Genomic DNA, 12,992 nt, shown 5'->3' with positions numbered 1-12,992 from the left:
TAATCCGGGAGGGCGGCATGGGTGCTTCATCTCGTATTGCGCACGCTACGGGATCGGTATTTTCCCTGCCGGCGCGGGCAATCGAGCCGCTCATGGCGGGGCTGCAGAGGCTGATCGGCATCAAACGAATGCCGTGGTTCTTCCTGCTGCCCAACCTGGCTGCGGTGATCCTGTTCTCCCTGCTGCCCGTGTTTGTGAACATCTTTTATTCCTTCACGGGCAGCGACCGCCTTTACCCATCCGAACGCCCGTTCATCGGCACCTATAATTACGAGACGCTGCTGGATTGCGGCAATTATTTCGATCCTTCCACCTGTTCGCGTGACCTGTTCTGGCGCGCCCTCGGCAACAGCCTGGTGTTTGTGCCCACCCAGGTTGCAGCCATGATTGGCATCGCGCTGCTGACGGCTATCTGCCTTAACGGGGACATCAGGGGCCGCGGCTTTTTTCGCGGCGTGTTCTTTTCCCAGTGATGCTGTCGCCAGTGGTGGTCGCCCTAACCTGGCAGTGGATCCTCCAGCGCACCGGCGTGCTGAACGGCATTCTCACCAATCTCGGCATGGAGCCGGTGAACTGGCTGGTCCACGCCAACTCGGCATTCTTCTGGTCGGTGTTCGTCACCGTCTGGGCACATATGGGCTTTTACACCATCATCCTGCTGGCGGGCCTGCAGGCGATCCCCCGCGACGTGTACGAGGCTGCCAAGATGGACTCCGCCAGTCACTGGCGCGTTTTCACCCGCATCACCCTGCCGCTGCTGCGGCCAGTGCTGCTGGTGGTCTTCATCCTGGCGGTGATCCGTTCGGTGCAGACCTTTGATGAGCTTTACGTTCTAACGGGCGGCGGCCCAGGCTCGGCGACCCTGCTGATGGTGCAATATATTTACGAGATTGGCTTTGCCATCCAGCCGCGCAACTTCGGACTGGCCGCTGCCGCGTCCCTGCTGCTGGGGGTGGTGCTGCTCGTCTTCACTCTTGTCCAACTGCGCGTTTCGCGAGGATCGAGCAATGGCTGACCTGAGCTTGCCGCGATCCGAGGGTGGAGTGAGGGCCATGCTGCTGGGCCGCCGTGGCAGGGGGAAACTGGCGCTTTCCGACTTCCTGACCTACGGCTATCTGCTCCTAGGCGTGCTGATCATGTTCGCGCCCGTGGTTTGGGTCGTGCTGTCCTCGTTCAAAACCCCAGCGGCGCTGCAGGAATTTCCACCGACACTTCTGCCCTATTCAACCGAACAGGTGATGGTCCAAGGCTATGACCAGAGCTTGCCGCTGTTCGACGTCACGACTGAAAGCGGCGAGGTGGTTCAACTCGCGCAGATCCGGCGAGTGGGCCTTAATGCCCAGATGGTGGATCCGGACAATCCTGAGGCCGGCCGCATCGTTGTACCAGTTGCTAACGCCATGCCCGTGCGCAAGGTGCATTTTGCCGTCGAGAACTATGTCCAGCTGCTCGCCAGTTCGGGCAGCGATATCTGGCGGTTCGTGTTCAACAGCCTGTTCATCACCGTTGCAGCCACGGTGATTACCTTGATCATGAACTCGATGGCGGCGTTTGCCTTGTCCAAGTACCGGTTCCGCGGTGACGGGTTGGCGCTCGTGGCCATTCTTTCAACGCTGATGATCCCGGCGACGGTGGTGCTGGTCCCCACCTATCTGATCGTAGCCCAGCTGGGGCTCGTCAACAATCTGTGGGGCGTCATCCTGCCCACGGTGGCCACGCCGACCGGCGTGTTCCTGCTGCGGCAATATATGCTCACCATTCCCGATGAGCTGATCGAGGCGGCGCGGATGGATCATGCCAGTGAATGGCGCATCTTTTGGCGGATCATCCTGCCCCTGTCTTCGCCCGCTCTGGCGGTGGTGGCGATCTTTTCCATTCTTTCGCGGTGGAACGACTTCCTGCTGCCCCTGGTAGTGCTCAATCGGCGCGAAGTGTTCACCCTCCAGCTCGCCCTCGCCTCCTATCAGGACGAGAATGTCGTTCGGTATGAACAGCTGCTGGCGATGACCACCCTGACGGCGTTGCCGCTCGCCTTCGCATTCATTTTCCTGCAGCGCTACATCACCAGTGGCATTGCCTCAACCGGGATCAAGTGAGGTCCGCATGGCAAATCTCGTGCTTGAAAGCCTCAACAAATCCTTCGGCCTCGTGGAAGTGATCCCCAGCGTCGATCTGGAAATCGCCGACGGGGAGTTCGTAGTGTTTGTCGGCCCGTCGGGCTGCGGCAAGTCGACCCTGCTGCGCCTGATCGCCGGTCTCGAAGACGCGACTTCCGGCGACATTCGCATCGATGGGCAGAGCGTGATCAACGTTCCGGCCGCCGACCGGGGCGTGGCCATGGTGTTCCAGTCCTACGCCCTATACCCGCATATGACGGTTCGCGAGAATCTCAGTTTCGGCCTCGAAAATATCCGCATGCCCAAGCAGGAGATCGAACAACGGGTGCTTGGCGCTGCCACGCTCCTGCAGATCGAGCAATTGCTGGAGCGTCGACCCAAGCAACTTTCCGGCGGACAACGGCAGCGTGTCGCGATCGGGCGAGCCATCACGCGGGACCCGAAAATCTTCCTGTTTGACGAACCGCTGTCCAATCTTGACGCAGAGCTGCGGGTGCTGATGCGGGTTGAGATCACGAGCTTGCACCAGCGGCTAGGCAATACGATGATCTATGTCACCCATGACCAGATCGAGGCCATGACCATGGCCGACAAGATCGTGGTTCTGCGCCAAGGCAAGATCGAGCAGGTTGGGGCTCCCCTCGATCTTTACAACCGGCCGCGCAACAGCTTTGTGGCCGGCTTCATCGGCTCGCCACGGATGAATTTTGTGGAAACGGTGGTGGCGGCCAACAATGATGCAGGGCTGACTCTCTCAGGCCAAGGCCTGCCCGACCTGACCTTGCCGGTGCGTCGCGTGCCCTTGCAAACCGGGGCAAGCGCAACGCTCGGGATCCGCCCCGAACATCTGGTCTCCTCCAACACAGGCTGGCCCGTTCAGGTCAAGGTGGCAGAGCAGCATGGCGCCAGCAGCTACCTGCACTGCACTATGCCCAACGGCACGGCGTTACTGGTGCATGAGGCCGGCCAAAGCGGGTTGCGGAGCGGGGACGCACTTCATGTCACCCCAGCTACCGGGCAATGGCACTTGTTCGATGAGCAGGGGTTGCGGGTCGAGGGTGAACTCATCGGCCCGGGTTGAAGACGAGAACTTCGCCGGCTTTGGCCAAGCACTCACGAGCTGGGCACCAGCGGACTGGATGCAAGCCAATGCTCGGCAGCCAAACCCTTGCACACGAACCAAGGCCGCAGCCTGTTCGAAACGATCAAGGAAGGAGATGGGGGGCCGGGAACCGGGCGCGTTGCCCGGCGGCGTTGGTGGAGGGGACTGGATTCGAACCAGTGTACGCTAAGCGGTCAGATTTACAGTCTGATGGATTTAACCACTCTCCCACCCCTCCACTGCAACTTCGCCGTTGGGCAGGAAACGATGCACCGAAGCGCGTCGTCGGGGCGGTTTATGGGTGCCCTGCCCGCTCCTGTCAACACCCCTGACCCGGTTGCCCGCAAGAAAACGAAAACGGGGCACTTCCACCATGCCCCTCTGCTTGCCGGAGCGACGCAAAGAGGCTAACGCTCGGCCATGAGCATCAACAAATTTCCCCCCAAGCAGCGCTACAATCCCGATGACGGCCCGGTCTATCTTTATGGCTTTCATACCGTCCGCGCTGCGCTGGATAATCCCGGTCGCGTCAAGAAGGCGCTGTTGGCCACGCCCAATGCCTTGTTGCGGCTGCGCGAAAGCGGCGAGCTGGGCAAGGTCAAGGTGACCGAAACCACGCCCAAGGAGCTTGATCGGCTCTTGGGGGCCGATGCCGTGCACCAGGGCGTAGCGCTGGAAGTGGATCCGGTCAGCCGGTTCGGGCTCGACGATATCGACCCGCTCAAGCTCGTGGTGGTGCTCGACCAGATCACCGACCCGCACAATGTCGGCGCTATTCTGCGCACCGCCTGCGCCTTTGGCGCCGATGCGGTGATTACCACTGCGCGCCATTCGCCGCGGGAGACCGGGGTGATGGCCAAGTCGGCCTCGGGTGCGCTTGATCTCGTGCCCATGATCGAGGTGCGCAATCTCGGCGATGCGTTGGAAAAGCTGAAAAGCCGCGGCATGCTGGTCCTCGGCTTTGATTCTGAAAGCGAGCAACCCCTGCGGCCCCGCACTGACGATCAGCCGCTCGCCATCGTGATGGGAGCGGAAGGCAAGGGCTTGCGGCAGCGCACGCGCGAGCTTTGCGACGAGATGGTCAAGCTCGACATGCCCGGTCCCATCAAGTCCCTCAACGTTTCCAATGCGGCAGCGATCGCGCTGTTTGCTGCAACTGCAGGACGGTCTGCATGAGCCAGTTCGAGCCATTTGCCATTGCCTTGCGGCTTTCGGGCGTCAGCATCACCCAGCGGGATTTGGATACGGCGCTCAAGCAGCTGACCAGCCGTTACGAGCCGGAAGACGCCGACAACAACTGGTATGCGCAAGTGGACCTCGATACGGCCAATCCGGTTCGGGCTGTACTCGAGTTGGCGGAACGATCGGGCCCCGCCATCGAGGCCATGCTGGAAGATCGGCGGCTGGGCCGGGCGGTGCTGGACCTGGCCTTTGATTTCCCCGAAGCGGGCGAATCGATGTCGGCCCGTCTGCCCGCGCATCTCGCCGCCGCGGTGGCGGTGCATGGGATCGACATCGAGGTGTCGGTTTACCTCACCGATGTCGAAGACGACGAAGAGTAGCTCAGCTTACTCGCTTGCTGCGGCCAGGGCTCGCCGCACCAGCGGATCAAGCGCGCTGAGAAAGGCCGAGCGATCAGCGCGACCAAAACTCGCGTTGTAGCCCTTGCTTTCGCCGGTTTCGCGAAGGTGCTGCTTGAGCTCGCGCATAGCGAGCGCCATGCCGATGGAGTTCTGGGTGAAGGGCTTGCCGGTAAAGCCGAGCACATGGCAGCCCTTTTCGAGGGCGCGGCTGGCCAGCGGAATATCGGCGGTCAGGACGATGTCGTTGGCTTGCGCCTGTTCGACGATCCAGTCATCGGCCGCATCGGCGCCGGCGGGTACCACGACCACCCGCACCATCGGATCCCGCGAGGGCCGCACCCCGCCATTGCTAACAAAGACCAGCGCCACCCCCAGCCGTTCGGCAACGCGAAGCGCCTCGTCCTTGACCGGGCAGGCATCGGCATCAACGTAAATGGTGGGTGCCGGCATAAAATCCATGCATGTTTGGAGCAAGGGAGCCTGACCCGGCCGCAGCCAGGGTCAGGCGCACTACATCAGTAAACTACAACGCTGCGGATGCTTTCGCCGGAATGCATCATCTCAAAGCCCTTGTTGATGTCTTCGAGGCGCAACGTATGGGTGATCATGGGATCGATCTCGATCTTGCCATCGAGATACCAGTCAACGATTTTCGGCACATCGGTGCGGCCGCGCGCGCCACCAAAGGCGGTGCCCATCCAGGTGCGGCCGGTGACGAGCTGGAACGGACGGGTGGAGATTTCCTGACCGGCTGCGGCGACGCCGATCACCACCGATTTGCCCCAACCGCGATGGCTGGCTTCGAGGGCCTGACGCATGACCTTGGTGTTGCCGGTGCAATCAAAGGTGTAGTCGGCACCGCCGATCAGGTCGCCGCGCCGCTTGGTCAGGTTGACGAGATAGGGGACGACGTCGCCTTCGATCTCGGTGGGGTTGACGAAGTGGGTCATGCCGAAGCGTTCTCCCCAGGCCTTCTTGTCGTTGTTGATGTCAACGCCGATGATCATGTCGGCGCCGGCCAGACGCAGACCCTGGATGACGTTGAGGCCAATGCCGCCGAGGCCAAAGACGACGGCCGTAGCGCCAATCTCGACCTTGGCCGTGTTGATCACGGCGCCAACGCCCGTGGTGACGCCGCAGCCGACATAGCAGACCTTGTCGAAGGCCGCGGCCGGGTCGATCTTGGCCACGGCGATCTCGGGCAAGACAGTGTAGTTCGAGAAGGTCGAGCAGCCCATATAATGGTGGATCGGCTTGCCTTCGAACGAGAAGCGCGAGGTGCCGTCGGGCATCAGCCCCTGCCCTTGCGTGGTGCGGATGGCGGTGCACAGATTGGTCTTGCGCGACAGGCAAGACGGGCATTCACGGCATTCGGGCGTATAAAGCGGGATGACGTGGTCGCCCTTTTTCACCGAAGTGACGCCGGCGCCGACATCCACAACCACGCCTGCGCCTTCATGGCCGAGAATGGCGGGAAACAGCCCTTCCGGATCCGCCCCAGAAAGGGTGAAATCGTCGGTGTGACAGATACCTGTCGCCTTGATCTCCACGAGAACTTCGCCCGCGCGAGGACCTTCAAGATCGACCTCGACAATCTCGAGCGGCTTGCCGGCCTGAAAGGCAACGGCGGCACGGGTTTTCATGGCTGGGACTCCTTTGGTGGTGCGGGCAAGGTTTGGCACAGCCAAGGGCAGGCGGCAAGTTTGCGGAACTCCCAGCAGAGTTAACTAAAGGTCAAGATGTTCTTGCGCTCAGCAGCAACCTTGTTGCTAAGTACTTTTGCAGGCTGCGCCGTGGGCTTGTCTGGGTGGCGGAGACTAAGTATGGCCGGTCTGATCGTTCCTGTAATACTGGCTGGCGGACAGGGTACGCGGCTCTGGCCGATGTCACGCGCGGCGCGGCCCAAACAATTTTTGGAACTCGTCGGATCAACCAGCCTGTTTCAAGCAGCATTACTGCGCGTCAGCGACCGGAGCGTTTATAGCGAGCCGCTGGTCATCACCAATATCGATTACCGCTTCATAGTTGCCGAACAGGCGGTTGAAGTTCAACAATCTCCTGCTGCAATATTGTTAGAGCCGATGAGCCGTAACACGGCCCTGGCGATCGCAATCGCGTGCTTGGAAGCGGTACGCCAGGCCGGGGAAGACGCCATCGTCCACGTACTCCCGTCGGATCACGAGGTACAGATTGACGCGGGCTACGCCGCGGCAGTGCAACTTGCGGCTGAAGCTGCACGTGACGGGAGCCTTGTCACGTTTGGCGTCGCACCTACCGAACCGGAGACCTGCTACGGATACGTCTCCCCAGGCGAGCCGCTGAGGGCCGGCTGCCACAGGGTTGCAAGGTTCGTGGAAAAACCCAATCGCGCTCGTGCCGAGGAAATGCTCTCGAGCGGGAAATTCCTCTGGAACTCGGGCATGTTCATGCTAGGTGCGAGCCAGTTTCTACTGGAATGCGAAAAACTAGCACCGGTGACTTTCCTATCTGCAACGCGTGCGATGGAGCAGCGCCGGATCGATGCCGACTTCGTTCGGCTGGATGAGACCGGCTTCACCGAGGCACCGAACGTCTCCGTGGATATTGCGATTTTTGAACGGACCAACTGCGCCGCGGTGGTCCCCGTGAGTTTTGGCTGGTCTGACCTAGGGAGTTGGGCTGCGCTGTGGAAGGTCGCAGACAAGGACGGATCGGATAATGTCAGCCGCGGCGGGGTCACCTTGTCCAATGTGAGCCACTCCCTGGTAGTGACCGACCGTGCTCATGTCGCCGTGGAGGGCCTGGAGGACGTGGCGGTGATCGCCAGCGAAGACGCAATCTATGTCGGGCGGCTGTCCGAAGCGCAAAAGGTCGGCGACATGGTCCAGCAGTTGCGCGGGCGAAGCCATACCGCGGCCTTGACCCAGATACACCGTACCTCGTATCGACCTTGGGGTGGTTATTCTTCGCTGGTGACCGGGGAGCGGTTCCAGGTCAAGCGCCTGTTTGTCAAGCCAGGCAGGAAGCTCTCGCTGCAGCGGCACCATCATCGTTCCGAACACTGGATTGTGGTGCGAGGGACCGCCGAGGTGACGCTCAACAATGAAGTGCAAACTGTCACCGAGAATCAGTCGGTCTATCTTCCGCTGGGGTGTACGCATAGACTGGCTAATCCCGGCAAAATCTTGCTGGAATTGATCGAAGTGCAAACGGGCTCTTACCTCGGTGAAGACGACATCACGCGCTTGGATGATGAGTTCGGCCGGGCTTAGGCAACCCCCTCCCCGGCCGTCTAGCCTATAGATCGACGAAGGTGGTGAAGCCGCCGAAAATCATTCGCTTCATGTCGATCGGTGCGTTTTCCATCAGCCCGGTGAGCTCGGGGTCGTTCATGACCTTGGCGTTGACGGCATCGCGCTGTTCGCGCGATTGATAAAGCACCCAGGAAAAGATCACGACTTCGTCCTCGGTGGCCATCACGGCGCGCGGGAAGGATGTCAGCTCCCCGTAGGGCACGTCATCGGCGACGGCTTCCTTGTAGGCCAAGGCGCCGTAGGCCATCCAGGCCTCGCCCGCCCGGCGGGCAATTTCCTTGTATTGCTCCAGAAAGCTCTTCGGCACGGCAAGAACATATCCATCAACATAGGGCATGGTGCACCTCCTTGTTGCTGCTGACGCTTGAAGACGCCACGATCCTACATTTGCCGGGGCACGACTGGGCAATCTTGGGGTTCGATCGGGGCCAAACGAGTCCGGGCAAATGTCGAGCTTCGCGCCGAATGTGAAGGATCGATTCAAAGGTGGTGACGTTCAGGCCGGAGTATCTCCCAGCCCCTGGTGTCCGATGACCGAGCAGATCTCCGTCCTGATCGTTGAAGACGAACCGCTTATCCGCATGAACATTGTCGCGGTGTTCGAGAATGAGGGTTTCAAGGTGCATGAAGCAGCCGGCGCCGCGGCCGCGCTAGCGCTGCTGTATTCGCACGTGGCGGTGCACGCCATGTTCACCGATGTGGATCTGGACGGGGGAATGGACGGCCTGACGCTGGCCGCGGCAGTGCGGGACGAATGGCCCGACATCAAGATTGTGGTGGCCTCGGGCGTCCGGCGGGTGAGCCCGCGCGAAGTGCCGGACGGGAAATTTTTCGTAAAGCCTTATAACCCTGAGACAATCGTCGCGACCGTGCGCGAACTAGTCGAGGCATGACGCTGTTAAGACTCGGGCCACCCTGTTCAGGGTGGCTCTATTAACGCTAGGTCCGGCTGCGACTGGCTTCGACCGGCTTGCTGTGTTCCAAACGCTCTGCCGCATCAAGCGCATTCATGAGTGCGAGGCCAGATTGCGCCATATGAGCGGGAATACGGGTGAGTTCACGCCCGACATGTCGGGCGTTCCAGCCCGTGAACATGTCGACGATCGAGAACGAACCATCGGCGTCGGAATTGAGGATATATCGGTTTGCCATGGAGAAAACTGTAACAGAGTCGCACAACCTTGGAAGGGCGGCGCCGGGGTTATTCACCAAAAATACACCGGCGTTAACAGGTCCGTATCGCGGACTTAAGCCAGCAAGCATTTGGTTAAGATTAACCACTGGTTAAGTCACTGCTGGATCGCCACTTTTCGCCGTGCAACAAGCAATTCACGGTTATTCACAACCACACCAACATGGCCACTCAAGCCGGAGGATACACAATGGCAACTGAACTCGACAACAAGGCGGCAGCGGCTGCACTCAACGCAAATGCATCTCCAGAATTCCTGCGCCAGAACCGGGCTCCTACCAAGGACCTTGGCGCAACGCGTTATGTAGACATGCATGGGCGCGATGAATTCGACCACAACATCATGAGCCACCGCACCCAGCTCGAAATGCTGCACACCCAGATCACCAATCTCGACCAGACCATCGAACTCGAGCAGCAGAAGCTGCGCGAAAGCAAGGCCGCGCTCGAGGCGAGCTATCACGCCCGCGCTCGTTTGCTGCACCTGCGTGAAGCCATGCTCCACTTCGTGCTCGAGTTGGAACGCGGCGACCAATAGGCGACGGTGCTGGTTGGTGTGATTGCGGCGGTCGTTGTCCTCGGACAGCGGCCGCCGTTTGCATTTCGGGATTTGGGCTGCAATGGGCCAGTGCCCCAGGCGGCCGGTTTGTCCACGCTAACAATACCGGTTAGGGTTACGACGCGATGGGGTTGGACCCCGACAGCTGTGGGTCCTAAGCCCGGGGCAAGCCGGAACCCTCCTCATGCGTCGCACGCTTCTCCTGACCAGCCTTTTTGTTCTCTCGCTGGCCTTCATGGCCACCGCATATAGCCTCACCCCGGCCTGAGAGTGGCGGGCAAGCCGCACTAGCATAGAACAGGCCGGAACATTCAGGCATCGAGGCGATTACCCCTTGCACAAGGCTTTACCGCAAGGGTTCCCATGCCGCTTCAATTTCTGTTCCGCTTTCTCGCCAACCTCATCTCCCTCGCCATCCTGATTGCGGCTGGCTATCTGCTGTGGTCGTGGTGGGATGGCGATCTCGTCCGCCAAACCGACGGCACGATTGTGCGGGTGCGCGAGGACTGGCTGCTGTGGGTGGGGCTGGCTGGCCTCGCCTTTTCCTTTCTGGGTCGACCGCTGGTGGTTCTGCTGCTGGCGGGTGCCGACAAGGATCGTACTGCTCCGGTCCGTGGCAATGGCACCACCATCGAGGCGCCAAACGGCGCCCAGCTTTATGTGGAGCAGGCAGGGGCACCCGGCGGCGAAACAATCATCCTGACCCATGGCTGGAGCATGGACAGCACGATCTGGAATTACGCCAAACGCGATCTGGGCCAGCAGTTCCGGGTCGTCAGCTGGGATCTGCCCGGGCTAGGGAAATCGCGTGGCGAGATCAGCCTGGAAGCATTCGCGGCTGATCTGGCCGCAGTGATCGCCTGGACCGGTGCAACTCGCGTCGTGTTGGTTGGGCACAGCATTGGTGGCATGACCATCCAGACCCTGGCGCGTGACCATGCGGGGGTGTTCGACACCAAAGTGGCCGGGGTAGTTCTGGTCAACACCACCTATACCAACCCGCTCAAGACCATGATCTTGCCGCGCCTCATGCAAGCGCTGCGCTTCCCGGTGTTGGAGCCCCTGATGACGCTGACCAAATGGCTGTTGCCCCTCAGCCAGCTGAGTGCATGGCAGAGCTATCTCAGCGGCACCGCGCATATGGCCAATCGTCTGGGTTTTGGCAAATACGTGACGCGCAGCCAGCTTGATCACACCACGCTGCTTAGCACGCGCAATTCCCAGGCCGCTATCGCCGATGGCAATCTGGCGATGTTCCGCTGGGATGCAACGGGCGCAACCGCAAAGCTGCAGGTGCCAGTTCTGGTGCTGGCAGGCGAGGTCGACATCGTGACCAAGCCGGTCGCGAGCGAAACCATCGCCGGATACACGCCAACCGCCACGCTGCGGAAGATCGAAGGCGTGAACCATATGGGCTTTCTCGAGCGGTCGGACGTTTACAATCCGGCCATCGCCGACTTTGCTGCCGCCGCGCTGGCAACGGGGCGCACTGGCTCGCAGACGACACCAAGCTTCGGCTAAGTTTTTCGGCTTGGGCAAACAATCCCGGCGCTCACTTCCCACTTGAAGTGAGCGCCGGCATCGTGTTTCAGCAGCACGAACCTGGACGCGACGAGAGGACAAAGTCAGTTGGGCCTGCTGAACGAACTGACCGTGGGTTTGCTCGCCTCCCGCATTGGGGCTTTCCTGATTTATACGGCGGTGCTGGGTGGCCTGCTGGCGCTGTTTGCGCGGCTGCTCGGTTTCCTGCGCCCCAAGCATGAAGGTCGGCTGACCGCCAATCCCTTTGCCCATCTGTCGGTCTGGGGGCTGGCGATGGGGACGCTGTTTCAGATGGGGTGGATTCGCTCTATGTGGCTGGACGTAGACGGCAGCGGCAACAGCCGCCTTCGCGCTGCGGCAGTCGCGATCCTTGGGCTCGCAGCGGTGTTGCTGTTGATCCCGCTGCTGTGGTGGCTACGGCCGCTGCTGCAGGTCGCCCTCCCCCGCACCGGCGGCTACGCCGTGCTTGGGGTGGTGCTGGAGTTGCAGCGCATTACCTTGGCTACAACCATCCTGAACATCCTGCCGCTCCCAGGGCTCGTTGGGGGCTTGTTCCTGCAGGCGGCCTTTCCAGAGGCGGAAAAGAAGATCCGCCGGTGGGAGCCGTTCGTGCTGGCAGGTCTTGTTGTGCTGCTCGTGACGGGCTGGCTGCCCGCTGCGATGGCCCAGCTGCTGGGCTAAGCCAACAACTGGCGCGTGAGCCATTGGCTCACGCGCAGGATCAGTTATTGATCGCCGGCCTGGCCGGTATAGCCATATTTGTCCAGCAAGGTCTGGATAGTGCCGTCGGCAACAAGGGCGTCGATGGCCTGGTCAACCTGGGTGCGCAAGAAGGCGTCCCGGCTCGAGACCACGGCGCCGACCTTGATCGCGGTCGCAGGCACCGGGGCAAGTTCAATCACCCGCAAAGCCGCGGCCTCAGGCACCTCGCTCTGGAGCTTGCGCAGCGCGGGCTGCCAGAGCAGCATGCCACCAAGCGTGCCATCGAGCACGCGCTTGGCCATTAGTGAATTGTCCGCATAGGGCAAACGCTTCCAGCGCTCGGCTTCGGGCTGCTGCAGCGACCAGGTGATATACACCAGCTCGCCCACGCTTTGCAGCGCGGTGCCGATCTTGCGGTCATGCGGAATGTCGGCCCAGCTATTCCAATTGGCATCCTCCACCGCAAGCACGAACGGAATGGTGGCATAGGGACGGGTCACGGCAGCCCATTCGGGAAAGGGCGAGTTGGTTTGCACCGAAACACCCATGAACATGTCGCAGGTGTTGTTCATGGCCAGCATCAGCTCGTCCATGAAGCCATCGCCGTTTACCGGAAAGCCGCCAAAGCCTTCCTTGACGTTGACCTGCAGGAACAGCGCATCCCCAATGGCCTGGGCGACGTCGTGGTCGAAAGCGCTGATGACGCTGCTGGTGTCAAAGCAGACATTGATCTGGTCGCCGTTCTGGCGGCGCGAATTGTCGAGCAGTTCACCCGGCACGCTGCTGGTTTGGGCCAAGGCCTGGCCAGACAGCAGCAGCGCCATTGAAAGCGCGAGAGTGCGAAGCATGAGGTTCTCCAAAATAAAGAAAGGGGCCGAAGCCCCTTTCAATTGATCGCGCCG

At 61.0% G+C, this 12,992-nt stretch carries 16 protein-coding genes and 1 tRNA gene; 11 read left to right on the top strand and 6 right to left on the bottom strand.

Annotation, left to right across the window (positions count from 1 at the left end; translation table 11 throughout):
- Positions 1 to 17: 17 nt before the first annotated feature.
- From ELX51_RS20290 to ugpC, 4 genes are read left to right on the top strand one after another with little or no spacing between them, the layout of a single operon-like run.
- Entirely contained in the window at positions 18 to 473 is a 456-nt protein-coding gene (locus tag ELX51_RS20290) for a hypothetical protein (protein ID WP_248305273.1), read from the top strand.
- The gene (locus ELX51_RS20285; RefSeq protein WP_248305327.1) at positions 473 to 1,015 is read left to right on the top strand and encodes a sugar ABC transporter permease; all 543 of its coding nucleotides are present in this window, start codon (positions 473 to 475) and stop codon (positions 1,013 to 1,015) included. Before ELX51_RS20290 ends, ELX51_RS20285 begins: the two co-directional genes overlap by 1 nt.
- A complete protein-coding gene (locus tag ELX51_RS07045; RefSeq protein WP_127752855.1) occupies positions 1,008 to 2,096 on the top strand; it encodes a carbohydrate ABC transporter permease in 1,089 nt (362 codons plus the stop codon). Before ELX51_RS20285 ends, ELX51_RS07045 begins: the two co-directional genes overlap by 8 nt.
- 7 nt (positions 2,097 to 2,103) lie before the next feature.
- On the top strand, positions 2,104 to 3,198 hold the full coding sequence (gene ugpC, locus ELX51_RS07040; RefSeq protein WP_127752854.1) for a sn-glycerol-3-phosphate ABC transporter ATP-binding protein UgpC: 1,095 nt from the start codon (positions 2,104 to 2,106) through the stop codon (positions 3,196 to 3,198).
- 174 nt (positions 3,199 to 3,372) lie between these two features.
- On the opposite strand, the gene ELX51_RS07035 is transcribed toward ugpC, so the two are convergent.
- Positions 3,373 to 3,457, bottom strand: a tRNA-Tyr gene (locus tag ELX51_RS07035).
- A 182-nt stretch (positions 3,458 to 3,639) separates the two neighbouring features.
- Between ELX51_RS07035 and rlmB the strand changes: the two genes are divergently transcribed.
- Together rlmB and ELX51_RS07025 are read left to right on the top strand one after the other, a co-directional pair.
- A complete protein-coding gene (gene rlmB, locus ELX51_RS07030; protein WP_127752853.1) occupies positions 3,640 to 4,395 on the top strand; it encodes a 23S rRNA (guanosine(2251)-2'-O)-methyltransferase RlmB in 756 nt (251 codons plus the stop codon).
- Positions 4,392 to 4,781: a hypothetical protein gene (locus ELX51_RS07025; RefSeq protein WP_127752852.1), complete on the top strand. Its 390-nt coding sequence runs from the start codon at positions 4,392 to 4,394 to the stop codon at positions 4,779 to 4,781. The genes rlmB and ELX51_RS07025 overlap by 4 nt, the downstream gene beginning before the upstream one ends.
- 6 nt (positions 4,782 to 4,787) lie before the next feature.
- Here the strand turns inward: ELX51_RS07025 and ELX51_RS07020 are convergent, their stop codons facing one another.
- Both ELX51_RS07020 and ELX51_RS07015 read right to left on the bottom strand, forming a co-directional pair.
- Positions 4,788 to 5,252: a YaiI/YqxD family protein gene (locus ELX51_RS07020; RefSeq protein ID WP_127752851.1), complete on the bottom strand. Its 465-nt coding sequence runs from the start codon at positions 5,250 to 5,252 to the stop codon at positions 4,788 to 4,790.
- A gap of 65 nt (positions 5,253 to 5,317) precedes the next feature.
- Positions 5,318 to 6,445 carry an S-(hydroxymethyl)glutathione dehydrogenase/class III alcohol dehydrogenase gene (locus ELX51_RS07015; RefSeq protein ID WP_127752850.1) on the bottom strand — a complete coding sequence of 376 codons (1,128 nt, stop codon included), beginning with the start codon at positions 6,443 to 6,445 and terminating at the stop codon, positions 5,318 to 5,320.
- 180 nt (positions 6,446 to 6,625) lie between these two features.
- Here ELX51_RS07015 and ELX51_RS07010 point away from each other — a divergent pair, with 180 nt between their 5' ends.
- Entirely contained in the window at positions 6,626 to 8,053 is a 1,428-nt protein-coding gene (locus ELX51_RS07010; protein WP_127752849.1) for a mannose-1-phosphate guanylyltransferase/mannose-6-phosphate isomerase, read from the top strand.
- 25 nt (positions 8,054 to 8,078) lie between these two features.
- Here the strand turns inward: ELX51_RS07010 and ELX51_RS07005 are convergent, their stop codons facing one another.
- Complete coding sequence (locus ELX51_RS07005) at positions 8,079 to 8,432, bottom strand: DUF1428 family protein (protein WP_127752848.1); 354 nt, start codon at positions 8,430 to 8,432, stop codon at positions 8,079 to 8,081.
- A 193-nt stretch (positions 8,433 to 8,625) separates the two neighbouring features.
- Here ELX51_RS07005 and ELX51_RS07000 point away from each other — a divergent pair, with 193 nt between their 5' ends.
- On the top strand, positions 8,626 to 8,988 hold the full coding sequence (locus ELX51_RS07000) for a response regulator (RefSeq protein WP_127752847.1): 363 nt from the start codon (positions 8,626 to 8,628) through the stop codon (positions 8,986 to 8,988).
- A gap of 46 nt (positions 8,989 to 9,034) precedes the next feature.
- On the opposite strand, the gene ELX51_RS06995 is transcribed toward ELX51_RS07000, so the two are convergent.
- Positions 9,035 to 9,247, bottom strand: coding sequence for a hypothetical protein (locus ELX51_RS06995; protein ID WP_127752846.1), 213 nt, complete (start codon positions 9,245 to 9,247; stop codon positions 9,035 to 9,037).
- Between the two features lie 230 nt (positions 9,248 to 9,477).
- Between ELX51_RS06995 and ELX51_RS06990 the strand changes: the two genes are divergently transcribed.
- The 3 genes from ELX51_RS06990 (at position 9,478) to ELX51_RS06980 (ending at position 12,069) form a co-directional block, all read left to right on the top strand.
- Entirely contained in the window at positions 9,478 to 9,825 is a 348-nt protein-coding gene (locus ELX51_RS06990; protein ID WP_127752845.1) for a hypothetical protein, read from the top strand.
- Positions 9,826 to 10,209: 384 nt separating this feature from the next.
- Positions 10,210 to 11,367, top strand: coding sequence for an alpha/beta hydrolase (locus ELX51_RS06985; RefSeq protein ID WP_127752844.1), 1,158 nt, complete (start codon positions 10,210 to 10,212; stop codon positions 11,365 to 11,367).
- Positions 11,368 to 11,475: 108 nt separating this feature from the next.
- Positions 11,476 to 12,069: a hypothetical protein gene (locus ELX51_RS06980; protein WP_127752843.1), complete on the top strand. Its 594-nt coding sequence runs from the start codon at positions 11,476 to 11,478 to the stop codon at positions 12,067 to 12,069.
- 44 nt (positions 12,070 to 12,113) lie between these two features.
- Here ELX51_RS06980 and ELX51_RS06975 read toward each other — a convergent pair whose 3' ends face one another.
- Positions 12,114 to 12,938, bottom strand: a complete 825-nt coding sequence (locus ELX51_RS06975) for a transporter substrate-binding domain-containing protein (protein WP_127752842.1) — start codon at positions 12,936 to 12,938, stop codon at positions 12,114 to 12,116.
- Between the last annotated feature and the right edge of the window lie 54 nt (positions 12,939 to 12,992).

This window comes from Devosia sp. 1566 (assembly GCF_004005995.1).
Lineage (GTDB): Bacteria > Pseudomonadota > Alphaproteobacteria > Rhizobiales > Devosiaceae > Devosia.
The sequence above is the reverse complement of the archived record's forward strand: the minus strand, read 5'-3'. Positions and strand labels throughout refer to the sequence as shown.